Origin of the sequence: Psychrobacter sp. ANT_H56B (assembly GCF_008369245.1) — a bacterium.
Taxonomy (GTDB): domain Bacteria; phylum Pseudomonadota; class Gammaproteobacteria; order Pseudomonadales; family Moraxellaceae; genus Psychrobacter; species Psychrobacter cryohalolentis.
Genome location: NZ_VOBF01000001.1, coordinates 1 through 25,770 on the forward strand (window position 1 = coordinate 1; position 25,770 = coordinate 25,770).

At 41.9% G+C, this 25,770-nt stretch carries 19 protein-coding genes and 1 pseudogene; 10 read left to right on the plus strand and 10 right to left on the minus strand.

Going from position 1 to position 25,770, the window contains the following annotated elements:
• Positions 1-1,943 (plus strand): annotated as a pseudogene (locus FQ082_RS00005) (YadA family autotransporter adhesin); the annotation flags it as partial.
• A 222-nt stretch (positions 1,944-2,165) separates the two neighbouring features.
• Here the strand turns inward: FQ082_RS00005 and FQ082_RS00010 are convergent.
• A complete protein-coding gene (locus tag FQ082_RS00010) occupies positions 2,166-3,029 on the minus strand; it encodes a universal stress protein (RefSeq protein WP_149491551.1) in 864 nt (287 codons plus the stop codon).
• 616 nt (positions 3,030-3,645) lie between these two features.
• Between FQ082_RS00010 and FQ082_RS00015 the strand changes: the two genes are divergently transcribed.
• Positions 3,646-5,196: an acetyl-CoA hydrolase/transferase family protein gene (locus tag FQ082_RS00015; RefSeq protein ID WP_149491552.1), complete on the plus strand. Its 1,551-nt coding sequence runs from the start codon at positions 3,646-3,648 to the stop codon at positions 5,194-5,196.
• A gap of 105 nt (positions 5,197-5,301) precedes the next feature.
• Here FQ082_RS00015 and FQ082_RS00020 read toward each other — a convergent pair whose 3' ends face one another.
• Positions 5,302-6,006 (minus strand): hypothetical protein, encoded by a 705-nt coding sequence (locus FQ082_RS00020; protein WP_188018877.1) that lies wholly within the window; start codon positions 6,004-6,006, stop codon positions 5,302-5,304.
• A 281-nt stretch (positions 6,007-6,287) separates the two neighbouring features.
• On the opposite strand from FQ082_RS00020, the gene FQ082_RS00025 reads away from it, so the two are divergent.
• Positions 6,288-7,214 (plus strand): bestrophin family protein, encoded by a 927-nt coding sequence (locus FQ082_RS00025; protein WP_149491554.1) that lies wholly within the window; start codon positions 6,288-6,290, stop codon positions 7,212-7,214.
• A gap of 171 nt (positions 7,215-7,385) precedes the next feature.
• On the opposite strand, the gene FQ082_RS00030 is transcribed toward FQ082_RS00025, so the two are convergent.
• The 4 genes from FQ082_RS00030 to FQ082_RS00045 all read right to left on the minus strand — a co-directional run bounded on the left by FQ082_RS00030 (position 7,386) and on the right by FQ082_RS00045 (position 13,083).
• Positions 7,386-9,062: a chromosome condensation regulator RCC1 gene (locus FQ082_RS00030; protein ID WP_149491555.1), complete on the minus strand. Its 1,677-nt coding sequence runs from the start codon at positions 9,060-9,062 to the stop codon at positions 7,386-7,388.
• 448 nt (positions 9,063-9,510) lie between these two features.
• The gene (locus FQ082_RS00035; protein WP_011513564.1) at positions 9,511-10,356 is read right to left on the minus strand and encodes an IclR family transcriptional regulator; all 846 of its coding nucleotides are present in this window, start codon (positions 10,354-10,356) and stop codon (positions 9,511-9,513) included.
• Positions 10,357-10,553: 197 nt separating this feature from the next.
• Positions 10,554-11,819, minus strand: coding sequence for an MFS transporter (locus tag FQ082_RS00040; protein ID WP_149491556.1), 1,266 nt, complete (start codon positions 11,817-11,819; stop codon positions 10,554-10,556).
• A 109-nt stretch (positions 11,820-11,928) separates the two neighbouring features.
• On the minus strand, positions 11,929-13,083 hold the full coding sequence (locus FQ082_RS00045; RefSeq protein WP_149408351.1) for an acyl-CoA dehydrogenase family protein: 1,155 nt from the start codon (positions 13,081-13,083) through the stop codon (positions 11,929-11,931).
• Between the two features lie 312 nt (positions 13,084-13,395).
• Here FQ082_RS00045 and FQ082_RS00050 point away from each other — a divergent pair, with 312 nt between their 5' ends.
• The 7 genes from FQ082_RS00050 (at position 13,396) to FQ082_RS00080 (ending at position 22,072) form a co-directional block, all read left to right on the plus strand.
• Positions 13,396-14,172, plus strand: a complete 777-nt coding sequence (locus FQ082_RS00050) for an enoyl-CoA hydratase (RefSeq protein ID WP_149491557.1) — start codon at positions 13,396-13,398, stop codon at positions 14,170-14,172.
• An 89-nt stretch (positions 14,173-14,261) separates the two neighbouring features.
• Positions 14,262-15,854: a 3-hydroxyacyl-CoA dehydrogenase gene (locus FQ082_RS00055; RefSeq protein WP_188018891.1), complete on the plus strand. Its 1,593-nt coding sequence runs from the start codon at positions 14,262-14,264 to the stop codon at positions 15,852-15,854.
• A gap of 81 nt (positions 15,855-15,935) precedes the next feature.
• Positions 15,936-17,138: a 3-oxoadipyl-CoA thiolase gene (locus tag FQ082_RS00060; protein ID WP_149491559.1), complete on the plus strand. Its 1,203-nt coding sequence runs from the start codon at positions 15,936-15,938 to the stop codon at positions 17,136-17,138.
• Positions 17,139-17,186: 48 nt separating this feature from the next.
• A complete protein-coding gene (locus tag FQ082_RS00065) occupies positions 17,187-18,881 on the plus strand; it encodes a fatty acid--CoA ligase (protein WP_149491560.1) in 1,695 nt (564 codons plus the stop codon).
• A 97-nt stretch (positions 18,882-18,978) separates the two neighbouring features.
• Positions 18,979-19,449, plus strand: a complete 471-nt coding sequence (locus FQ082_RS00070; RefSeq protein WP_149491561.1) for an acyl-CoA thioesterase — start codon at positions 18,979-18,981, stop codon at positions 19,447-19,449.
• A gap of 146 nt (positions 19,450-19,595) precedes the next feature.
• On the plus strand, positions 19,596-20,597 hold the full coding sequence (locus tag FQ082_RS00075) for a hypothetical protein (protein ID WP_262498101.1): 1,002 nt from the start codon (positions 19,596-19,598) through the stop codon (positions 20,595-20,597).
• A gap of 335 nt (positions 20,598-20,932) precedes the next feature.
• Complete coding sequence (locus tag FQ082_RS00080) at positions 20,933-22,072, plus strand: carboxypeptidase family protein (protein WP_149491563.1); 1,140 nt, start codon at positions 20,933-20,935, stop codon at positions 22,070-22,072.
• A 189-nt stretch (positions 22,073-22,261) separates the two neighbouring features.
• On the opposite strand, the gene FQ082_RS00085 is transcribed toward FQ082_RS00080, so the two are convergent.
• From FQ082_RS00085 to FQ082_RS00100, 4 genes are all read right to left on the minus strand, one after another.
• Positions 22,262-22,981: a PAP2 family lipid A phosphatase gene (locus FQ082_RS00085; RefSeq protein ID WP_149491564.1), complete on the minus strand. Its 720-nt coding sequence runs from the start codon at positions 22,979-22,981 to the stop codon at positions 22,262-22,264.
• A gap of 47 nt (positions 22,982-23,028) precedes the next feature.
• Complete coding sequence (locus FQ082_RS00090; RefSeq protein ID WP_149491565.1) at positions 23,029-23,472, minus strand: diacylglycerol kinase; 444 nt, start codon at positions 23,470-23,472, stop codon at positions 23,029-23,031.
• Positions 23,473-23,645: 173 nt separating this feature from the next.
• Positions 23,646-24,962: a sensor histidine kinase gene (locus FQ082_RS00095; RefSeq protein WP_149491566.1), complete on the minus strand. Its 1,317-nt coding sequence runs from the start codon at positions 24,960-24,962 to the stop codon at positions 23,646-23,648.
• A 93-nt stretch (positions 24,963-25,055) separates the two neighbouring features.
• Complete coding sequence (locus FQ082_RS00100; protein WP_149491567.1) at positions 25,056-25,742, minus strand: response regulator transcription factor; 687 nt, start codon at positions 25,740-25,742, stop codon at positions 25,056-25,058.
• Between the last annotated feature and the right edge of the window lie 28 nt (positions 25,743-25,770).

Below are 25,770 nucleotides of genomic sequence, written 5' to 3' on the forward strand. Positions count from 1 at the left end.
TTGGTGACGTTCAAACCATTGCTGGTGGCCTCAAGACCGTAGTTGCTGCAGGTACTAATGTTGCTAGTGTGACTAAAACTACAGTTAATGGCAAAGATACTTATACCGTCAATGCAGATGGCACGACAGTTTCAAGTGCTAACTCTGGCGCTCTAACGGTCACACCTGGCACTAAAAATGCCAACAACGTCACCGACTACAAAGTTGACTTAGGTGCTGACACTAAAGCAAGTTTGGGTAAAGCCGATAACGCCTTACAATCTGTCATTACTCAGATTGATGGTGTCGCTGTCAAAACCATTACGAAAGCAAACAACACTGCCAACTTCCTCAAAGGGGATAACATCCTTTTAACCGATGTTAATGGCGCTATTAAAGTTGGGCTAGCCAAAGATTTAACAGGTCTTAATAGTGTCACTATGGGCAATACTGTAATGAATACTGGCGGTGTCACCTTCCTTGGTAGTAGTGTTCAACTAAGTAGCACTGGTCTTAACAACGGTGGCAATCAAATCACTAACGTGGCAAGTGGCGGTACGAACACAACCAACGCGGCAAACATTGGTGACGTTCAAACCATTGCTGGTGGCCTCAAGACCGTAGTTGCTGCAGGTACTAATGTTGCTAGTGTGACTAAAACTACAGTTAATGGCAAAGATACTTATACCGTCAATGCAGATGGCACGACCGCATCAGCAGGTTCATCTGCGGTAACAGTCGGTGCAACTAATGTAAGCGGTAACGTTACAGATTATAAATTTGATCTAAGCCAAGCAAGCAAAGACAGCTTAGGGAAAGCGAATAATTCAGTACAGTATGACAATGCTCTAACCAGAGACGTTGTTACACTAGGTGGTGTTGGTTCAATGACACCAGTCAAACTGACTAATGTTGCACGAGGTGAAGCAACTACTGACGCTGTGAATGTTGGACAGTTAAACGAAGTCAAACAAAGTGCAGCTGATGCCAACAAAGGCTGGAACCTCAGTGCTCAAAGCAATGAGAGCACTATAAGTACAGTGAAACCAAGCGATACAGTTGACTTAAACAACACAGATAACAATATAACCGTCTCTAAAACAGCAGAGAGTAATAATGTTACCTTTAATTTAAGTAGGGATATCGCCGTAGATAGTGTGCAAACGGGTGATGCCACGATGAATAGTAGTGGTCTAACTATCGTAGGCGGTCCTAAACTTACTAAAACCAGTGTTGATGCTGGTGGTAACAAGATTACCAACGTCGCTAATGGTTTCATTGAGGTAGCGAGTAAGGATGCCGTCAATGGTGGACAGTTATTTGAAGTTTTATCTAGCATCAATACACAGACAGCTGTGATAGCTGAGATGGGCGCTGGACTCAACTTCGATGCAGATAGTGGTCCTGTTATCAACAAAAAAGCAGGTTCTGCTCCACTTACGTTTAAAGGTGGCAATAATATCACCACGACATCAGCAGGCAGTAGCATTAAGTTTGACTTAAATGGCAACATCAATGTCGACAGCGTGACGACTGGTGATACAACCGTCAGCACAAACGGAGTCGTCATTGCAGGTGGTCCTAGTATTACTAAAGCCGGTATATATGCCGGTAATGGTGAAACTGCTCCTAGTATGACAGCAGCTGGTATTAATGCTGCTGGCACTAAGATAACCAATGTTGCGGACGGCATGCAACCTAGAGATGCTGTGAACTTCGGTCAATTGGATGCAGTCAATAGAAACCTAGGCAACAGCATCAATGAGCTGGGTTATAGAATTGGCGAGGTTGAGGACGATGCCAACGCGGGTATCTCAGCAGCCATGGCGATGTCTTCATTGCCTCAAGCTTACATCATCGGTAAGTCTATGATAGGTGGTGGTATCGCAACGTATAATGGTGAGAGTGCCGTTGCTATCGGCTTTTCGAAACTGTCCGCCGATGGACGTTGGGTCATGAAGCTAAATGGTACTGCAGATACTCAAGGCAACGTAGGTGCAGCCATAGGTGCAGGTTTCCATTTTGACTAAACACCTATTTGACTAAATATCTAAGCGAAATGACAATCATAATCATTAGTTAGATAAAAGAAGCAAGGCATTAGATGCCTTGCTTCTTTAATGAATATTTATCAATATATAAAAACCGACAGAACAGATTAAAAGTATAATCACGCTCGTTACCTATTAGCGCACCAAAATAACCGGTGACAGTGTACTGGCGATAATCTCTGTTGTAGTGCTACCAAGAAACAGATGCTGTAGTTTTGAGCTGCCATAAGCACCCACCACAATAATATCGATTGCATGCTCCACTTGAAAAGCTAACAATCCATTGACCGCGTCAAGCTTTTGGAGATGATGAGTCTCTACTGAAAATCCTGCTGCTGCCATCTGCGCGCGGGCATCGGCAAGGCTTTGTTTGGCGGTTTCATTATCGTTACTGATCATCACGATATGACCTTGCATGCCTTTTAATAATTTGCTCTCTGACAGCATAGCTATGGCTTTAATCGCTGTTTTACTAGCGTCAAAGGCTACCATGTATGAGTGAGGTTCTTTGAATTTCTCTGAGCAAATGAGCACCGGTATGCTTGACGCTCGTGCAACTGTCTCGATTTGGCTGCCGATGTTGATGCGACTATGTTTATGGTCTTCACCGCGGCGTCCCATAACGATGGCACGATTATGCGCTTTAAAATGCTCAATAGCAGGCAATAGCTTGCCACGGCGCTGATAAACATGGACATCTACGTCATCAAACTGATTTTTGATATGGCTTTTGGCATCTTGCACCAAGGCGTTACTATAGCTATTGACTACCTTGGCTCTTTGCTCGTCCAGCTGAGACAATTCATCTAGCAAGAATTGACGGCTATTGATGCCAATCGCCCCAGACAAGTCTCTTCTAATAGACGCTGCCACATCGCTGACATGTAACAGTCCTACCGAAATATTGAGTCGCCTTGCATACCATGCTGCATAGTCACAAACAGACTCTGTCACTGCTGAGCCGTCAATACAAGCCAAAACGTGCTGTTGAGTTGTCATCATTCATCCTTAAATGCTTATTTTCTCACTACCAACTTTATGTTAATCAGCTAATAATGAACTGCTTTTATATCAAGTTTAGCACCAGTTTTTATCAGTATAACCTTTAGTTAAAAATTTTTGGCAGTTTCTAAAATATAACATGCGTGGAGTCCTTTTAAAAATATGACACTGATAATCTTACTATAATTTTTTTGGGTCTATAGACAAAAAACCAGAAATATTATCGTTAATATTTTTCTATTAATCAAAAATATCCCATTCTATATTTCAAAGTATAGTATTTTAAATACATTTATACCTATCTGAGAAAAATAAATAATAAGCATTTTTAACCATCATACCTTATGGTAAGCATATCTATTTGAGATACAGAAAAATGCCTCTGACTGCAATTTAAAGAGGAAAAGAACACTATATAAAAAATATTAAAAAGCGAACTAATGTTAGTTTATAGGAGACAGATAAAATCCCTACAGGTAAATTTAAGTCATTCAACTTGTTTTTTGCGGGAAAGTTGCTAATATGCAGCAATGCATTTTATTGTTGGTTTCGTATCAAACGCTTCATCGCGAAGTGGTTTGATTTTAATATGGAAGTTACTAGGAAAAAAGGTATGACATCATTAAATCATGAAGGTCGTGTGCTTCACGACGGTCTAAGCAAAAAAATCATGTCTGCTGATCAAGCAGCAGCGTTCATCAAAAACGACATGAATGTCGGTATGAGTGGCTTTACCGGTGCCGGTTACCCAAAAGCGATACCCGCTGCGCTTGCCAAACATATGGAAGCGGCTCATGCTCGCGGTGAAGACTTTCAAATTGGTTTATTGACAGGTGCCTCTACCGCAACCGAATGTGATGGCGTATTGGCAGAAGCGAACGGCATCAAGTGGCGCACGCCATATCAATCAGAGCCTGCTTTACGTAAACAAATCAACGCAGGTGAAGCGCATTATTTTGATATGCATTTATCGCATGTGGCGCAGCAGAGCACCATCGGTTTCTATGGCAAGATGCATATAGCGGTCGTTGAAGTGTCTGGTATTTTGCCAGATGGTCGCCTGATTCCATCGACTTCTATCGGTAACAACAATGCCTGGTTAGAAAATGCCGACAAAATCATCTTAGAAGTGAACGCGCAGCAAAGCTTGATGTTAGAAGGTATGCATGATGTCTATAATGATATCGGTATGCCGCCAAACCGCAAGCCGATTCCACTTGTGACCCCAGGCGGACGCATTGGTGTGCCGTATCTACATTGTGACTTGGATAAAGTGGTTGGTGTTGTCCTAACGAACTCGCCTGATCGCAACAGCAAGTTTGCTGATCCTGATGAATGTTCAAACAAAATAGCCAGTCATATCATTGATTTCTTCCATGATGAAGTCAAAAAAGGTCGCATGCCAGAAAATTTATTGCCTATCCAGTCTGGTGTGGGTAACGTAGCCAATGCAGTATTGGCAGGACTACAAAACAGCCCGTTTGAGAATTTGACTGGCTACACTGAAGTATTGCAAGACGGTATGTTAGACCTAATCATGTCTGGCAAAATGACCATGGCATCGGCAACTGCACTGTCATTAAGCCCAGATGCGCTAGAGCGTTTTAATGCCAATATCGAAGAGCTGCGTGCGCGTATTGTATTGCGTCCACAAGAAATCACTAACCATCCTGAAGTCGCGCGTCGCTTAGGTGTATTGGCCATTAATGCCATGATTGAATGTGACCTGTATGGTAACGTCAACTCAACCCACGTCATGGGCACCAATATGATGAATGGCTTGGGCGGCTCAGGTGACTTTGCTCGTAACGCTTATACGTCATTCTTTGTATCGCCATCAGTGGCAAAAGATGGCGCAATCTCTTGTATCACGCCGATGGTCTCGCATCACGACCATACTGAGCATGATGTGATGGTTATCGTCACCGAGCAAGGCTTGGCAGATTTGCGTGGTTTATCGCCGCGTCAACGTGCAAAAGCAATTATCGATAACTGTGCCCATCCTGATTATCGCCCAATGCTGCAAGATTATTTTGATCGTGCTTCAGATACGGCTGGTATGCAAACGCCGCATATCTTGGACGAAGCATTATCATGGCATCAGCGTTATGTTGAAACGGGTGATATGCGTATCAAAAAATCAGCTTATAAAATTGCCGTTTAATATAATAGATATTATAACAGCATAAATAAATTCCAAAAAAACGCCCCTTATTTAATTTAAGGGGCGCTTTTTTGTGCAACGTTAAGTGATTTAGTGACGAATTATTTAACGGCTAGTAAATACAATCGCTTTCGTACCGTTGTTTGTCGGTTGGCTAATCGTCACTTTACTATCTAAGATATCGCCGCGCGCATTGATTTTATAGCATTCTGATGAGACACCATTGGGATCATTTGCGACGAGTAGATTGGCTGAGGTGTCGACACAAAACCATGCAGTGTTATTGGTGTCTCTGGTCAATGACCAGCCTTGTCTGTAGCTACCTATCTTTCTGCGCATACTTCTATCGGCGTATACGTCCTCTGCAATCAATTGACTAGAGGAGCCAACGGTTGCCAGCTTAGGAAGCGTCGTGCTCTGGGTCGCTAATGAGTATTTGCCTGAGCTATCAGTATAACCATGGAAAACTAATGGATTTAACGTAAAGTAATTGATGGCAACAGATTGGTCAGTGATTTGATTATTTACTTTATTAATAGTATTTACTTCGGCAGCTTGTACTTGTTTATTATTGAATACCATACTGCCTTTTGGGGTAATTGTAATATCAGCTGAAGCATTTTGATTACCGACGGTCGCTACCAAGCTTTGACTGCGAGCTTTGGTATAAATGTTGAGCATCGCTGCTTCAACAGGATATTGAGTGACGATAGTATTTTGGTTGTTATTGCCAATGGTGCCACCGTTTATCCCGCCAGCACATGCGCTCAAGCTCAGTGCCACTGCGGCGCATAATCCTAATTTTTTCATCATTTATTCCTTATTTTCTTTATATGAGCATATCTATGTCTACTATAATCGAATTTTTGTGCGATGGCATCTGCTATCTACCTTTGTCCTTGCTATCATTACATCACTATAACAACCAATGATTTGTTAGACATCTATTGCACAACAAGGTGATAAAAATAGTGGTGTATTTTTACGATAAATACTTATTCACAGTTCAATGATAAGCATCTTTTTGTACCTCATTATGGCGAGTCTGTTATCATTTCGCTCTGCAAAAGTATCAGCGTTAGGAAGTCAATATGATCGTCAAGCAAAACCCAAGCGCCATCAAACTATTCTTTACCTTGCGTGGCTCAATTCTTCCCAAAGTATATCCTCAAATTTTGCTGATTGGTCTTATCAGTGCGCTTATTACCAATATTCAGCACGGCTTTCCAAGCTCTTTTTCTTCTTATAGCGTCGCGCCTTTCACCTTGCTTGGGATTGCCTTATCGTTGTTTTTGGGCTTTCGTAATAATGCCAGCTATCAGCGTTGGTGGGAAGCAAGGGGGCTATGGGGACAATTGGTTTATGATGCGCGCAGCTTGTGCCGTCAAGTGCTTTCTTATATCGACGAAGACAAACCAATAGGGCGAGATACTCAGCGCCGTCTGATTCATCTGAGTATTGCTTTTACTCATGCGGTGCGTCATCGACTGCGAAACACCTCGCCTTGGGAGGATATCGAGCGCTTTGTTGATCCGAAATATCATAGCAAGCTGCGGCAAGCGAAAAATCTGCCCGATTATCTGATGCGCTTGATGGGTAAGGAGCTTGGCTATTGTCGACAGCAGCATCTACTATCAGAGCAGATGGTGCAAAATATGGATGAGCGCCTGAACTCTATGACGGTGGTGCTAGCAGCGTGTGAGCGTATTCATAATACGCCATTGCCATTTGCTTATACTTTGCTTGTACATCGAACCACTTATCTTTATTGCTTTATGCTGCCTTTTGGTTTGGTATCTTCTTTAGGTTGGGTGACGCCTTTCATCTGCAGCGTGATTGCCTATACCTTTTTTGGACTTGATGCGCTAAGTGAAGAGTTAGAGTCACCATTTGGCTTGGCGGACAATCAGCTACCATTAACGGCTTTATCGCGCACGATTGAAATCAACTTGTTAGAGGCCTTGGGTGAAATTGATTTGCCAGCTGATATCAGCCCTATAAAGGGCTACTTACCATAAATAATGGGTAAGATAATAAAAGACCGCTCGATTGAAGCGGTCTTTCTATGTTTGTATGTCACTTTGATTGCTTATTAGCCTTAAATACCTTTTAAAAAGCTCAGTAAGATCCCTTTTTACGTACTAGGTCCTTGTGTATCGCTTTTATGAGCGCCGCTCAATAATCACTGCTTATAGCTGGCTAGGAATTTTTGCAGGGATAGGGTAGTTATACATCCAAGTATGTGAGGTGTTTTCATTGCCTAATGAACCCTCAAAGCTCCAGCCCCATGTAAATAGATTGCCGTTCTTAAAAGGTATGCCATTGTTCTGATTGAGTGGTTTTTCATGTGCAATGAGATGCATTGTACCCATCGCCATATTATCGATGTTTTTTAAGCTGGTCAGCTTGTTTGTTGGTTCATCTAAGTTTTCATAACTTGTTTTGCCTTTGCCGTCTGTTTCACTAAACATGCCCCAAGCATAAAGGATGCCATCTGACGCTTGGGTGTTACTGTTATTTGCTGCAACATTGTCCAACAATACATAGCTGGCATTGCCATTGGCGTAGACACGGCGAACCTCTTTACCGGCAAACCAAGGCAATTTGGTTGGCGCAGTTATGGTGCTTGCCCAAGCGTTGAAAGTATTTTTAAATCCAATTCCATTGTAGCCTATTTGGCTGCTAGTATTTAGCCCCCAACCATAGACAGAGTCTTTGTTGGTCAGTGCTAAAACATGATCTTTACCAGCAGCAAGCTGAGTGACTATTTCTTTTTCTACCCTTTGAGCAGTACTATCAGCCAAATCATGTGCAATGACATTGATACGTAACGGTTTATTATTAATATCGATGCAATTGTTGGCTTTATCACATCCTTGACCGCGCCCAAGATTGGCGCTCGCGTCGCTGCCCCAACCCCATACCTGACCTTCATCATCTAAGGCATATGAGCTACTGCTACTGGCTACGACTTGTATGATATGACCGACGCCCTCTGACGCCGAAAAGTCCACTTTGACTGGTATGCTGCTGTCTATAGCGGTGTTATTACCGAGCTGCCCTTGAGCATTAGCGCCAAATGCCCAAACGCTACCGTCTTTGGTCAATACCAAATTATGATTATAACCAGCCGCTAGCATGACCGCATTATTAATACCGGCAATCGCGCTGATATCAAGACGGCAATCAGCGGATTTAACACAAGCATGACGATTTGACTGACCACGTCCTAATTGTCCATAAGCATCATTACCCCAGCTATAAACTTGACCTTTATCGTCGATAGCAAGTGAGTGGTTTTGATTAAATTTAATAGATACTAGGTTTTTTGGGGCATTATTCATGAGTGTCGGTAACTCTGGATGTCCCATAGTATCAGTGAATGTCGAGGTATATGCGGTGCCTGTTTGCCCATAGTTATTACGACCCCAACCATAGAGCTGCCCATCATGAAGGGCTGCGGTATGTGAGCCACCAGCTGCCACCGTATCACCCAGATACATATTTTTGGTTGAGCGCATGATGTTACCTGCATTGTCAGTGGCGGCTAAGGCAATGCTGTTTTCGCCTAAATCTAACAAGATGCGATCGTTAAAATAACCATTTTTGTCAATAGTTAGTGATTGAGGTGCTCCACCGTTCAATGTATAAGTCACAGACTTTATGCCACCGCTATCTTGCACTTGACCTGAGACAAATACGGCCGCAACTGCGCTATAACCACTCGAAAAGTTGCTATCCGTTGTCAAAAGTGGCGGTGTCCCATCAATGATTTCTGTGCTGACATCAGAATCATCGCCGCAAGCAGTCAACATCAAAGTAACGGTAATCAAAGCGACTGCTTGGGTCAGAGTGGATAAACGCATAAATGTCTCAATCAGTGATCAATAAAAATAAAAGGGGTAGCGGTGCCAATCCTAAGATAGGGGCACTTAGTAAAGTCACTGTAATAATTTAAGCGAATAATATTACAAACGATAACTATTATCAATATGTAAATTAGGATGGCAGTATATTAGATATGTTATGTTACGGATCAGAGCGGTAAATATGATAATGGCGGAATACAGGTGAGGTGCTGCCTATAGGGATTTGTTATCAGTATTTTTATAGGGCTGTAGCGAGGAGAGCTTTAATAAGACTTTATGATATGGTGGTAAATATAGCGACTAGGCGACTATCTGGAAGTATGGTAAAAGCGCAGATCATGCCACTGCGTTATATATATGTTTCCATGATACTGAGTTAATAGTAAAATCGCATACTCACTTAAAGTGTTAATAATTATGCGATCTCTATCATTAATTACATGATCTAGCTAATGTAAAGATTGCTCTCAATACTATTTTTCATATGCAGTAAACGAGGGGCAACATCTTCCTCTAGTTTTGTACGGCTCAAAACGAAATTTGGCGCGCCACAATTAAAAGTCAGTAAACCCTCAGTAGGGTGCATTAAAGCAGTGGCAACTGCATTGACATCTTTTTGCCATTCGCTAATTGAAAAGCAATAGCCATAATCTTCATAATCTTTAAAAGCTTTATCCAGTCCTCTTCTAATCTTTATCCAATCCTCTTTGTACTTGGTGCGAATGGCATCAAGGATAAATTCTTGCTCAGCCTGCGGCATACTTGCTAGACAGGCTCTGCCCATCGAACTTAAGTGAATAGGCAAGTATGAGCCGACATTACGGCGCATAGTCGTAGTACCATCACCTTGCACCACATTCAAATATACCATCGTTAGTCGATCGCGAGTGGCCATAGCAACCGCACTATTTGCATACTCTGCTAACTCTTCCATGTATGGCGTTACTAGATTGTTGATAGAGATGTTCGCCATCATCGTATAGCCAAATCCTAAGACACCGGCAGACAATTGATATTTACTACTATTTATTGATTGCTTTAAATAGCCGAGCTTAACTAAAGTATAAGTAAGACGCGTAATCGTGCCTTTAGGCAGTCCTGTTAATTGACTTAAGTCTTGATTACCAAGATAAGGACGCTGCGGGGTAAAGCAACGAAGTAGCTCTAGCCCTCGCGCCAACGCGGTAACGAACTGCCGATCATTCTTATCGCGCATCTCTGCAATCGGCTCTAGCAGTTCGATATGTGTTGTGTTAGCCGAGCCTTCGGTAATAAGGTTTTTAGTTGTCATATATTATTTTTATTCTCAATTAAGTTAATACAAACGTAATGGTCAACATACTGCTTATCGTATTTTATTATCAGAATAAATTACTTTGAGCTAATAATAGTATGCACCTTTAACCATACTATCTTAAAGGTGCATTTAAAATACTTGGCACAGCTATTATAAGCTATTTCGCTATGCGGTATATATATTGAATAATGTTATGCTTTTTGTGGGTCATACTGTTGTTCTTTAATAAACAACGTCGGAATAAGACCACATAAGAAGTACGCACCTGCCATCAGCAATAAACCTGCGCCGATAGAATTTTGCATCGCCATATAACCAATAGCGACGGGTGCAATGACTGAGCCCAGTCGTCCGATATTGAATGCACCACCGATAGCAGTACCTCGAATAGCAGTCGGAAAGCTTTCGGTCAAATAGGTGGCGTTAATTGCATAAGGAATACCATATAAGAAGCCAAAGGTTATCATTAACCAACCGATGTTTTCTGGCGTATGCATGTAGACCAATACCGGTATAAATAGTGCCGTACCCATCGTACCAAAGGCGAACACTATTTTGCGACCTATCTTATCAGCCACAATACCTGCGACTAATTTGGCAAACATCATAGTCAGATAAGTACCTGCCATATAGATAGCCATCTCTTTAAACTTGATACCTAATTCAGTTTCTAGATAAGACGGTAACCAGTTGCTTACGCCAAAATAACCAAATAATAAAAGCCCTGAACTCATAGACCATAAAATAAACATGATGCGATGCTTTGGATTCTCAAATATGGCTTTGTAAGGGTTTTCAGGTTTTTGAAGTGAGTTCTTTGCGCCACTAAGTTTAAGGGCACGTGACTCTTTCCAAGACTGGGGCTCAGACACTAGAAAATACATCAATACTGCAAGAATAATAGGTATAAAGGTTAAGAGGTATAGGGTGCGCCAACCATAGCTAGGAATAATCCAAGCAGACAAGCTCGTAATAACGAGAGAGCCTAAAGTAAACCCTGTCATCAACATCGCAAGCACCGTCGTTCGATGTTTGGTAGGGACCATCTCAGACATCAAGGTATTGGTCGCAATGTATAAGCTACCAAGACCCAAACATGCGATGAACCGTAATGCTACAAAGTGTTCGTAGCTCTGCGCAAATCCACTAAAACCTGATAATACAGAGAAGAGTGCGGTCGCAATCACGATAACCCGTACCCGTCCAAAACGATCACAGGCCCAGCCGCCAAAGAACCCACCGATTGCCATGCCAAATAATGACCAACTGCCCAAAGCACCTGCTTGCACATTGGTCAATCCAAATTCTTGTTTTAAACTTGAAAGCGTAAAGGCAAGAATACCGATATCAGCCCCATCACATAACAAGACTAAAAAACAAAATACAAAGGCCAGTTTCCAAGGTTGCTTCTGGGTAGAATTTAAGCTTGGATTCGAAGTTATAGCCGCACTTTTCACAATACATATCCTTATCGTTGTGAGAATAAAAAACTATTTTAATAGTGTCTTTATGACGGTATTTACGTCCTAGCAAATACCGGTATCGCCTTGCTCATCAAGCAAACTACTATTCACTTACTTCTTTAATCATATTGCGGGCGATAATAATCTGCTGAATCTGAGTCGTACCTTCATATAAACGATACAAGCGCACATCACGATAAAAACGCTCAATGCCATAATCGGCAATATAACCCGCACCGCCATGAATTTGTACGGCTCTATCAGCAACGCGGCCACACATTTCAGTAGCAAACATCTTGGCACAGGAGGACTCAGTGACGACATCTTTACCTTCATCACGCAGGCGTGAGGCGTCTAATACCATAGATTTAGCCGCATAAATTTCCGCTTTTGAATCAGCGAGCATCGCTTGAATAAGCTGAAAATTGGCAATGGGCTGCCCAAACTGCTTACGCTCAACGGCATAATGTAATGCATCATCCAACATGCGAGTCGCGGCTCCGGTACTCGCTGCAGCAATATGTAGGCGTCCTTTATCAAGTACTTTCATCGCGGTTTTGAAACCTACACCTTCGACACCACCAATCAAAGCATCAGCAGGCACGACACAATTATCAAAGATGACGTCACAGGTATGAGCACCTTTTTGCCCCATTTTTTTGTCAATTTTGCCCAAAGTAATACCAGGGGTATCACTCTCAACGATAAAGGCTGAAATACCACCCGATCTTTTATTTTGTGGATCAGTACGTGCCATCACGGTAAACACGCCAGCTTCAGGGGCATTGGTAATATAGCGCTTAGTACCGTTGATAATGTAGGTATCACCGTCCTTGATAGCAGTGGTCTTTAATGAAGCGGCATCTGAGCCAGAATCCGGCTCGGTCAAACAAAATGAGCCAATGATTTCACCACTGGCAAGTCTAGGTAGATATTTCTGTTTTTGCGCTTCAGTACCATCGATGACTAAACCAGATGAGCCGATACCGTTATTTGTTCCTATTAGTGAGCGAAAAGCAGGAGAGGTGCGCCCTAGTTCAAATGCAAGTGTGACCTCTTCTTCCATCGTAACGCCAAGCCCGCCATACTCTTCGGGAATAGTCAGTCCAAACAGCCCTAACTCGCGCATTTGATTGATGATATCGTCTGGAAGACGGTCGTTTTCTGCTACCCAATGTTCCATCGGTATTAATTGGTTATTCACAAATTGGCGGATAGTGTCGGTGATTTGGTCAAGAACGTCCTTATCTCTGATCATGTGATTCTTCCTTGTTTAATTGATATTCAAATTGATAGCGGCTTCATAATTGCCTTGAACAAACAGCATAATTGATAGTTTATGAAATTACAATAGTTTTGGTTTAAATAACCGCAATGCGGTATTTATTAAAAAATTAAAGTTTAAATGGTTGGTTGATTTATCAATTTAACTGAGATTTGCCCTTCACAAAGGAAAATAAACAGTATATATTGGTCTTAAATATCGCTATGCGGTATTAATTATCATAATTACTGGTGTTTTTAAAGGTTGATGTACTTTACCTAAGGACACTGTTTAAGGGACAGCATCATGGAAGAGCCAATCATTATTTGTGAAACATTAGAAAATGGCGTTAGTGTGATAAGACTTAATCGTCCTAACGTTCGCAATGCTTTAAACACTGAACTACGCGAACAAATGGCAGAGATTTTCATCAAATTAAATGACGATGTGAATACCAAGGCTATTGTGCTGACAGGTGGCGATAAGGTGTTCGCAGCCGGTGCTGATATCAATGATTTTTTAACCGCGAAAACAGTCGATGTGTATTTGCGTCATAGCGAACGCTACTGGGATGCCATCACAAATTGTCGCAAGCCGATTATTGCAGCGGTCAATGGTTATGCCCTTGGCGGCGGCTGTGAGCTTGCTATGCATGCCGACATCATCGTCGCTGGCAAGTCGGCTAAGTTTGGCCAACCAGAAATCAAAATAGGGTTGATGCCAGGAGCAGGGGGTACGCAGCGGCTATTTCGAGTAATTGGCAAACATAAAGCCATGAAGCTGATATTAACGGGCGACATGATAAGCGCTGATGAAGCAGATCAAATGGGGCTAGTCTCTGAAGTAGTCGAAGATGAAACGACTATCAAACGTGCTATCGAAATTGCGGAGCAACTAGCGGGTTACTCGCCTATTGCCTTAACCCAAATCAAAGAAGTTGCCAATCTTGGGGTGGACATGCCATTACAAGCCGCGTTGGCTTTAGAGCGTAAAGCCTTTCAGATTTTGTTTGATACCGAAGATCAAAAAGAAGGGGCAAAAGCCTTCTTAGAAAAGCGTCGTGCTGAATACAAAGGACAGTAGCTTGTTGAATCATAGAGAGACATAACTAAGCAACCCTGAAAACGAGACTATTTAACAATAGCGCATAAAGTAACAAGACCATATAAAGGATTATTATGACTGTTAAATCATTGGCCATTATCGGCACCGGTATTATGGGTATGGGTATTGCGCAAATCGCCGCCCAAGCAGACATTCAAGTGCTGTTATTTGATGCCAAAGCAGGCGCTGCTGAGCAAGGACGCCAATCGCTTCAAGCTATGTTAGAGAAGCTAGCGGCTAAAGGCAAATTCACCGATGAGCAGCTACAGTCTACTTTATCGAATCTGACCGTGATTGAAGATATAGCCAAAATTGCCGATGTTGATGTTGTTATTGAAGCAATCATTGAAAATTTAGACATAAAAAAACAGCTTTTTAAGCAACTAGAAAGCATTGTTCCTGCCGAGACGATTTTGGCCACCAATACCTCATCGCTAGCGGTGACAGCGATTGCCTCCGATTGTGAGCATCCAGAGCGCGTGGCAGGATTTCACTTTTTTAACCCAGTACCCTTAATGAAAATCGTTGAAGTGATTCCGGGAATTTCTACCAAACCTTCAGTAGTAGAAACGCTTACAACTCTAGCCAAACGCATGGGGCATTTAGGAGTCGTCGCAAAAGATACCCCAGGATTTATTGTCAATCATGGTGGCAGAGCTTTTGGTACAGAAGCGTTGAAAATATTAGGCGAGGGGATCGCTAGTTTTGAGGATATCGACTGTATTTTACGTGAAGGCGCTGGCTTTCGCATGGGGCCATTCGAGCTGCTTGATCTCACTGGTATCGATGTCTCTCATCCAGTGATGGAGTCAATCTATAATCAATATTACTTTGAGCCTCGCTATCGTCCGCATCCCTTGACCCGTCAAATGCTAACGGGTAACAAGCTTGGGCGTAAAGTTGGTGAAGGCTTTTATCACTATACAGAAAATAAAAAACAAAATGATCAAAAAGCGACATCAAATACCAATCAACAACCACCTTATAAGACAGATTCCGATACCTCAAACATCTCAGTTTGGATTGGCGCAGATTTAGCAGAAGATAGACAACAGCTGATTGATCATCTAAACGCTAATGGTATTACTATCGACGATAATGATAAGCCAAACCCTGATAGTTTAGTATTGCTGGCAATCTATGGCGAGGATACCACCAATGCGGCTATCCGCTATCAAGTCAATCCTAACCAAGCGGTCGCTATTGATATGCTGACTGACTTATCTAAGCATCGTACCTTGATGCCAAGTATCGTCACAGAGGATAATTTTGTGGCGCAAGCTTATGCGCTATTTGGTAGAAATAATAAGTTCGGTAAAAGCTCGGATGAAGGTTCAAATGCTGCTGTTGATGCCACACTGATCACTGAAAGCACTGGGTTTGTGGCGCAGCGAGTCATGGCTATGGTAATTAATTTAGGCTGTGATATTGCGATGCAAGGCATTGCGTCTCCTGAAGATATCGACAATGCCGTCAAGCTTGGATTAGGGTATCCCTATGGTCCTATCTCATGGGGAGACGAGCTTGGGGCTCAGAGAATCTTACTTATCTTAGAGCGTATTTATGGGTTAACAGGTGATCCGCGCTATCGCCCAAGCCCATGGTTACAACGCCGCGCCACGCTAGGTATTTCACTATTTACTCAGCAAACTAATTATTAATATTAATAGCAACAACCTAGCAATCTTGCTAAACCATATATCTTAATAAGACAAACTCTCAAAACACAACAAGGAACAGTTATGTTAAATGCCTATATTTATGACGGATTAAGAAGCCCTTTTGGTCGCCATGGAGGCGCATTAGCCACCGTTCGTCCTGATGACATGATTGCGACAGTAATGAAAGCTTTGGTCGAAAAGCACCAATTACCTAACGATATCTTTGATGAAGTACTGATCGGTAACACCAATCAGGCCGGTGAGGACTCACGCAATATTGCTCGTAATGCTGCATTGCTAGCGGGACTAGATGTCACAACGCCCGGTCAAACCGTCAACCGTCTATGTGCCTCGGGATTATCTACAATTATTGATGCTGCTCGTAGCATTACTTGTAATGAGGGTGACATATTTTTAGCAGGTGGGGTTGAGTCAATGACTCGCGCACCCTTTGTCTTTGCTAAGACCGAGCAGCCTTTTAGTCGTGAATTTAAAGTATTTGATACCACTATTGGCAGCCGGTTCCCCAATCCTATTATCGAAAAACAGTTTGGTAGCGATAGCATGCCGCAGACGGGCGATAATGTCGCTCACAAATACGGTATCACTCGTGAAGAGGCGGATAAATTCGCAGCAGCCTCGCAAGCTAAATACCAAGCCGCCAAACAAAATGGGTTCTTCGACGATGAAATAACGCCAATTATGGTATCGCAAGGTAAAAAATTACCTGAAAAAGCGATAGCAGAAGATGAGCATCCTCGCGCCAGCTCTACTGTGGAAGCACTGCAAAAACTGAAACCGTTAAATGAGAATGGCGTAGTTACGGCAGGGAACGCATCGGGTATTAACGATGGAGCGGCTGCGCTAATTATTGGCTCAAAGCAAGCAGAAGAAAAGTTAGGCTTTAAGCCTATTGCTAAGATTCTCTCATCTGGTGCGATGGGTGTTGAGCCAAATATTATGGGCGTAGGCCCTGTTGAGGCGATTAAACTGGCATTGAAACGTGCTGATCTGACCCTTGATGATATGTCCATTATTGAGATTAATGAAGCGTTTGCCTCGCAAGTACTTGGCTGCCTCAAAGGTTTAGAAATTGACTTTGATGACAAACGCGTCAACCCTAACGGCGGAGCAATTGCCGTCGGTCATCCGCTGGGTGCATCAGGCGCAAGACTTGCGTTAAGTACGGCGCGTGAGCTACAGCGTACGGGCGAAAAATACGCGGTGGTCAGTTTATGCATTGGCATTGGGCAAGGGCTTGCCATGGTGATTGAACGAGTTTAACCCTTTCAATACTTTTGCCATATATTTTTAATTTCAAGGATGACCATAATGACTACGATACTTAATCAACATGAGGACTACCAGCAAGCTCAAGAAGCGTATGGTTTTCCTTTGATTATCAAACAGCTACTAAACCGTGCAAAAATCGCCTCTAAAGATCAAACCATTAGTTATGCGGATAAGGTTACTTATACGTACGCTGAATTTTTTAAGCGTGTTAATCGCTTGGCAAACGTACTTAAAGATATGGGTTTGCAAGCAGGTGATGTGGTTGCTGTTATGGATTGGGACAGTCATCGTTACCTTGAAGCGTACTTTGCTGTGCCTATGTCTGGAATGATTTTGCAAACGGTCAATGTACGCTTGGCTGAAGATAAAGTGCTGTATACCATCAATCATTCTAAGCCAAAAGCCTTGTTACTTAATGCTGAGTTTGAGCCAATGGCTAAAAACTATCGTCATGAAGCCCCTTCTATTGAGAAAATTATTTGGCTGGATGACGCTCAGTATGGTGAAAACGATACAAAAACTGAGCAAGCCAATATGCCAGATTATGCCGAAGGTGAATATGAGGCAATGCTAGCCGCGGCTAGTGATGAGTTTGATTTTCCAGATTTTGATGAAAATACCATCGCTACCACATTTTATACCAGTGGTACGACGGGTGACCCAAAAGGGGTTTTCTTTACCCATCGACAGATCGTATTGCAGACGCTATCGAGTACGCTGGCCTCTGCACTCAGCGCCGAAGGTCAAGGTGCTCGCTACAATGATGTTTATATGCCAATGACGCCATTATTTCATGTGCATGCATGGTGCTGGCCGTATGGGGCAACCATGATAGGGCTAAAACAAGTGTATCCAGGGCGCTATGTATCCGAAGTATTGGTTGACTTGATTGAACAGCATCAGGTAACGCTATCACATGGTGTCCCAACCATTTTACAAATGTTAATCAAAGAAATGGCCACCCGAGGACGCAAGTTTAACGGTCTTAAATTGTCAGTAGGTGGCTCCAAATTAAACGAAGCTCTAGCTGAAGCCGCTATTGAAAGTGGCATAGAGTTTATCTCGGGGTTTGGAATGTCAGAGTCATGTCCTGTACTCGCCAGAATGGCATTCGGCGATCAGACAAGTGCTATGACAACGACAGAGCAGATCAACTATCGTTGTCTTTCTGGCTCACCAATTATGCTGGTATCGATGGAGCTTTGGGATGCGAACGGCAAATCTTTACCGATGGATGGTGAGTCGACCGGCGAGCTCGTTGTTCGAGCGCCTTGGCTGACCCAAAGCTATTTTAAGAATCCAGATGCTGGCGATGAGTTATGGCGCGGTGGCTGGATGCATACCCAAGATATTGCCTGCATTACCGCTGATGGTACTCTAAAAATTACGGATAGACTCAAAGATGTCATCAAGTCAGGTGGCGAGTGGGTATCCTCGCTTGAAGTCGAAAATATTTTATCATTCCATCCTTGCGTTGCTGAAGTGGCCGTTATTGGCGTAGCGGATGAAAAATGGGGCGAACGTCCTCTAGCGTTAGTGGTCCTGAAACCTGATCATACCGATATTAAAGCCGAGGATATTTTAGCATTGGGTCATCAAGCAGTTGAAAAAGGCTATTTACCAAAGTATGGCGTCCCCAGTGAAATAAAATTCTTAGTAGAAATGCCGAAGACCAGTGTGGGTAAGCTTGATAAGAAAAAAATGCGCATGATGTACGCAGAAAAATTAATCTAATCCAAACATATTTATTAGTGACTGCAAAAAAACAGTTAATGCAGCTTACTGATAATTTGAATAGGTATGTTCATTGGCGCGACTAGACGAGATAACTATGAAAGCTTTAGCAAAATTACCAGAAATACAAGAGACGCTTAATAAAGATAATAACCATCCTATGCATGGTTTTGCGGTTATTTACTCTCAACAAGTAGAGTGGGGCGATATGGATTCTTTTGGACATGTCAATAATGTGGTCTATTACACTTATGCCCAAAATGCTCGTATCCACTATAACAGTCAATTAAATCTATTTAATGAGAACACTTTTTCAGTCATGGCAGCATCATCCTGTCAATATTTCAAACCAGTGGTCTACCCCGATACCTTATGGATTGGGGTTCGAATTAAGAAAATTGGCAATGCCAGCTTGATTCATGAATATACGTATTATAGTACCATTATGAATACTATCGTTGCTAGCGGTGAGTCAGTACTGGTATATCTTGATAAAGCCACTGGACAAAAGAAAAATATCGACGAGACAAAAAAAGCCGCTATTAGCGATTTTGAAAGGGTTCAATAAAATAGGAGACATGTGTTTCTGTACAAGGAGATAGTACTGGTATTTATGAAGTAACAAAATACAGTAGCGATAGGCATTTAAAGGAATTTTCAAACAATACAAGGAATGTATAGATCATGCTTTATATCAAAAAGTTGTCTTTTAGTTTGGCGGTTCTTGGGGTATGTGCACAAGCACAAGCCATAGATCTTGTCACGAATGCAGATACTACTCTAAGTATCGGTGGTTATGTTAAAGCCGAAGGTATATTTTATTCTCCAGATGAAGGCGAGTCAGAGTTCAAAGGCAATGCACGGCAATCTCGGATTAATCTGAAAACCACTAAGAAGGTAGAGGATAAAAAATTAACGGGTTTTATTGAAGGGGATTTTTATGGCAATGCCGCAAATGGCGGTTCAGACTTGCGACTTCGCCATGCTTATGTTCAGGTCAATGATTTGACCGTAGGTAAGACATGGAACGGGCAGTTCTTAGCAGTCTACCCGCTTTTGACTGAACAGCTCGATTTTCGAGGTACGGGATTAGGAACCATCTCAGGTGGGGGCGCTGATATCCGTCCAGATTTGACGGTGCATTATACCCATAAAGGGCTTCGTTTTACCGCTCAACAACCTGTTTATGAGGACGCTAACCTGCCTGATATGGTGATCAGCTATAAGAATAACATATCTGATCTTAACTATAACTTAGCGGTCACTGCGCGTGAGGCTAAAAATGGAAACGATTCAGATGTAGGCGTCGGTGCTTCTTTGGCTGGTAAACTCAAACTGGGTAATGACTCATTACATGCGAGCGTATTCAATGGTAAAGGGATGGGTGCCTATTCGACAGTATGTGTCGGAAAAGCGCTTGGGGTAACTGGAGCTATAGATTGTGATGCTGAAAATGGTGAACTTGTGTCGCAAACGGGCTTTACAGTAGGGTATAGGCATAAATTTACAGAGAAGCTTCTGAGTAATATGCGTTATGGCGAGATTAATGTAGATGATGCGGCTGATACTTCCGTCAATGTAAAAAGTATAAACCTTGTTTATAATTATTTACCAGATCTCGATTTTGGTATTGAATGGCGAGATCGAAGCGATAAGACGTTATCGCAAGTAAAGAAAGGTCAGCAAGTCGAAATCATGGCCAAATATAGCTTCTAAGCTAAATAATTTTTAAGCGGAATAGCTGAATAGTATTTCGTTTAAAGTTATATGTCATTGTCTAACTCATGATTATGCAGTTATTGCTTGTATCGCAAGTTAGGAGAAAGGCGCATAAAGCTTGTCACTTATGGTAGTAAAGAGCGAAAGGATAAAAGGTTATTAGCGTGACTGCAAGCAGGTGCAATGGAATTTTTATATACGGCTATGCCAAATTTAAGCTTTAGCGTTTTTCGGCATAGCTCATTTTTGCGTTGACTGCTACACTATTACGCTATCTGGCACTCCGACATATTCTTTAAAGCATTACCATAAAAACTGATTAAGGACAGGTTATGCATATCACGGCGAATTTTGATGCGGGCAATATTGAGGTTATTAGTTTAGAAGATAAAAAAGATATCCAATTGGCTATTCGTCCGGACGTCGGTGGCGAGTTTTTTCAATGGTTTAACTTTCGTATAACCGGTCAAATTGGCGAGCAATATGTGCTCAATATCCTGAATGCAGGGGAAGCGGCATTCCCTGGAGGGTGGGAGAGTTATCAAGCAGTTGCTTCCTATGATCGTGAGTATTGGTTCCGCCTGCCCACCTCTTATAAAGACGGCAAGCTGACCATAAACGTAGACATGGAATGTGAAAACATTCAAATTGCTTTTTTTGCCCCTTACAGCTATGAGCGTCATCAAGATTTATTAGCCGCTGTACAAATGCACCCATTTGTGACGTTAGAGCATTTAGGTGAAACGCTTGATAAGCGCGACTTAACCTTGGTTAAAATTAGTGATGGCGATAGCAGTAGTGACGAGAGTAAGCGCAACATTTGGATCACAGCGCGTCAGCATCCTGGTGAGACTATGGCTGAATGGCTGGTCGAAGGTCTCATGTATAGCTTATTAGACGGTGATAATGCGACTGGCAAATTATTATTAGACAAAGCAAACTTCTATATTGTGCCGAATATGAACCCCGATGGCAGCGTACGTGGTCACCTACGTACCAATGCCGTCGGAACGAACCTAAACCGCGCCTGGTCAAATTCGAGTTTAGAAAAAAGCCCTGAAGTATTTCATGTTATTAAGAAAATGGAAGCGACCGGTGTTGACCTATTTTATGATGTACACGGTGACGAAGAGATACCTTTTGTCTTCCTTGCTGGCTCTCAAGGGACGCCCAATTATAACGACCGCCTCGCGCGACTCCGTGATAGATTTGCAGAAGTGTTAAAGCTGGCCAGTGCTGACTTTCAGACTGAAGAAGGCTATGACGTTGATGCACCGGGTACAGCGAATATGACGCTCGCAACTCACTGGGTGGCCGAACGTTTTGACTGCCTAGCCAATACTTTAGAGATGCCGTTCATAGATAACAATAATGTACCTGATGCAGATACGGGTTGGTCACCAGAGCGTTCTATTAAATTGGGAGAAGCGTCGCTAGTTGCCATGTTAGCGGTCGTTGATGATTTACGTTAGTTAACAGATTCTCTAACTCTAATTTTATAACAGTACATAAGAAAAACCATCATAAAAAGGTTGCGATCGCTATTTTTAATATAGCGATAACAACCTTTTTTACATTTATATCTAAGATATTATAAGCCAGCCTCAAAACAAACTTCCAATGGCATTATCACCATGCAACTCATAAATTATCTAAGTTTATTATTTTAAAGACCTTCTGAAAAATAGGCTGGCAAGCGCGCAGGCAAGCGTCAGTGACAACAACATCGAAACTAAAGTATGGCTAAAAAAGTGATCGCCAAATGCCATTTTATATAGCCCCATCGTCCATCCTAAAACTGTGACTATTGCAAAGATTTTATAGCGATATTTTTGTACTGTCGGTAAAAATGCCAATCCATATAAAGAAAATCCTGCACTGGCATGCGCCGCTGGAAAGCACTTCGCAGGCGTTTTAGCGAGTATGTTTTGCCAAAGATTAAGATATGGTAAATCACCATTGAAAAGAAATAAACTATTTGGGCAGCTAACATGGGTAAAGCTCTTGAGGGTTGCGATAACCGTAGGTACTATGATGATAGTGATTAATAAATAACCTACTTCTCGGCTAGACAATGCTGCGATTGGTCTAATAAAGAACACTTTAGCATTCACAGTATTAGTGTATCGACGTTGCCAATAGTGCCAAATTAATATCATTATTAAATAGACGCCAAATAATATTAATAATAATTTTGGAAAATCATAAAAGATAAATCTATAAGGCTGCGCGCCTTTTTCAAGAAGCCAATGTCCATTAATATAGAAAAGCTCGCTAATACGAACGTCAAATTGGCTGTGCTCAAACGTCAATGTCGCAATAATCGTTAAGCACAGCAGCTTGAGCCACGTCCAATCAGTTGTGTTTTTTACTAACGTCATTGAGTCTCCTTTTAAATTATATTAAGTCGAAAATTTCTGAATCTTACTTAATATAAAAGGTTCCAGAACGCCATTACCCATAAGACAAACAAAAGCAATAACGCCAAAAATTGAGCTGCAGAACCTACATCTTTAGCTATCTTGGCCAGTGGATGCTGTTCTGTTGACGTATGGTCGACACTGGCTTCAATACCCGTATTAAACAGCTCAACGATAAGGGATAAAAAAGAGGCGAATATCAACATCATTTTTATGCTGATATCAAAAGGAATAAGTATGATTACAATAAACAAGACAAGGTTGAGCCAAAATACTTGTCTAAAAGCCGCCTCATATTTATAAGCGGCTTTAAAACCATCTAGAGAATAATCAGCGGCTTTAGCAATACGAGAAAGGCCTTTGTTGCCTTTAGCAAGACTGGCATAACTATTAGGTGCAAGCAGTTGAGTAGCCGTCGTTTGATTTTTTGATTCAGAGTTGATTGTATTCATATTGAATTCTTAATACGCATTAATATTGAGTTACGCTAGATGTTTTGAGTAATTAAAAAAATAATCAAACAAAAAATTAGCATACTGTTCTTATGAAAACAGTATAAAACAGGGGATATTAAGAAAACGTTAAGACAATATTGATTGGTTGATTCATGAAATACAGTGAAGACTTATATACGGCATTTATTATAATAAATGCTAAACGTACTACCACCTGTAGCATTGTCTTGGTGCATAAGCTCCCAGTCCATATGAGTCATGATACGTTGCACAATGCTAAGACCCAAACCGCTACCTTCTACCTGATCGCTGGTATTTATGTCATTCAGACGCTCAAATCTCTCATAGAGTAAAGGCATCATAATTTCGGGAATACCAAGACCAGTATCAGAGACTGTAATTTTTTCAGCATCGATAGTGACGATGACTTCACCATTGTCAGTATACTGAAACGCATTTTTTATTAAATTACCCAATGCCATTTTTAGCAGCTCAGGGCGGACATTTGCTATGTAATCTTGCTCAGCGACTACTTTACAAGTTACCGGTTTATGGCGGAGCAAATATGTTAAGCGTGTCACTTCATTAAGGGCGATGGTGTTGATAGAGGTTTGCGGTGTGTCCAGCTGTTCAGGCGCGCGCGATAATAGTAATAAAGCGCTGATGATTTCAGAGGTTTCTTTGGCGGTCGTACTAATACGGTTGGCGAATTCGCTTAGGCGACTGTGGTCTTCAAGTTGTGAGGCTAATACCTCTGATGCACCCATGATAATGGTCAACGGTGTGCGTAATTCATGACTGACATCGCCAGTAAATAGCTGCTCACGTTTTAGATATTGCTCTAGTTTATGATTTTTTTCATCGATAGCGCGTGCTAATACCCCAACTTCTGAGGGTAGATGAGTTAAGTCAGTGAGGTTTTGATGATCGGTTTCTACGGCTTGCTTTAAATCTAGTAAAGGCTTGATGATTTGCTTAGAGGATAAGTAAGAGAATAGCGCTGCAATAAGCAAGCTCAAAACAACCGCAATTTTTAGTGCATCTGCAAATATATCCTCTAGCTCTTCGAAGATGGCTAAAACAGGATAGTTTTCCATCACCATCTCCGACCCTTCTAAGTAGGTCAAAATATATTTTTGTTCATTTTTTTGATGGGCAAAAAAATGAAGATTCGTTTCAGTATCGCCCGTTTGATTATTCACGGTTACCTGCATCTCTTGAACCGTTTCGTTTGCTATCGCTTTTAAATTTTCAGGCGCACTGTCATAACGATAAATTTTGATACCAGGATTTGCTGTATAAGCCGCCTGTTCACCTTCTTTTTCTTGACTAAGTTGTAGCTGTTGTAAAAGACGCCCTTTCACTAAGTCCTGTTCGATTCGCATCTCAGCATACATAAAAATACTGACGAACGTTGTGCAAAGCAGTAAGGCAAATAAGAAATAGGAGATTCGAAACTTATTAGCGATGGATTCTATAGTGAACATGGCAGGTGCTTATTTAGAGTCAGGTAATAGATAGGGAAGTACAGGCGTAACTACTTATAGTAAACTTCAATCTTTAAATTGTATTATGAATTTTCAAATTTTGTCTGGGTCAATAATTTGGTAACCAACACCAGCCATTGTTACTATCATGACTTTATCAAACGGTTTATCAACTTGCGCACGCACACTATGCAAATGGGTGCGAAGCGCATCACTACTTGGCACATCTTGTCCCCATACTTTTTCCTCAAGCTCGGTTTTACTGACTACCCGAGGCGAGGCAATCATCAGAGTGTGTAAGATTTTGAATCCCGTTGGGGTGAGTTTTAATGGTTTGTCTTCTCGTTTGATACTGTGTTCCTCAGTATTTAGAGACAGCTTGCCAACTTCTATATTGTGCTGAAAGTGTTCATCTTGATGGCGGCGTATTAATGCTTTGATGCGAGCTTCTAATTCAACCAATGAGAAAGGTTTGACCAAATAATCATCCGCACCACTATCAAACCCTGCAACCTTATCCAAAACAGTATCACGCGCGGTCAGCATCAATACGGGCGTCTTATCATGCAGCTCTTCTCTAAGCGTTTTGCACAGCTTAGTACCATCCATACCGGGAAGCATCACGTCGAGCAATATAACATCGTAGCGATTGCTTGAAGCCAGTGCTAAGCCACTCAGACCATTATGGGCATTGTCCAACTCGAAACCTTTTGGCTCAAAAAAAGCATAGATATTGGCTACGATATCAGGATTGTCTTCAATAATAAGTATCTTATACATAATGGCTACTATCTACAAAAAGCGTGAA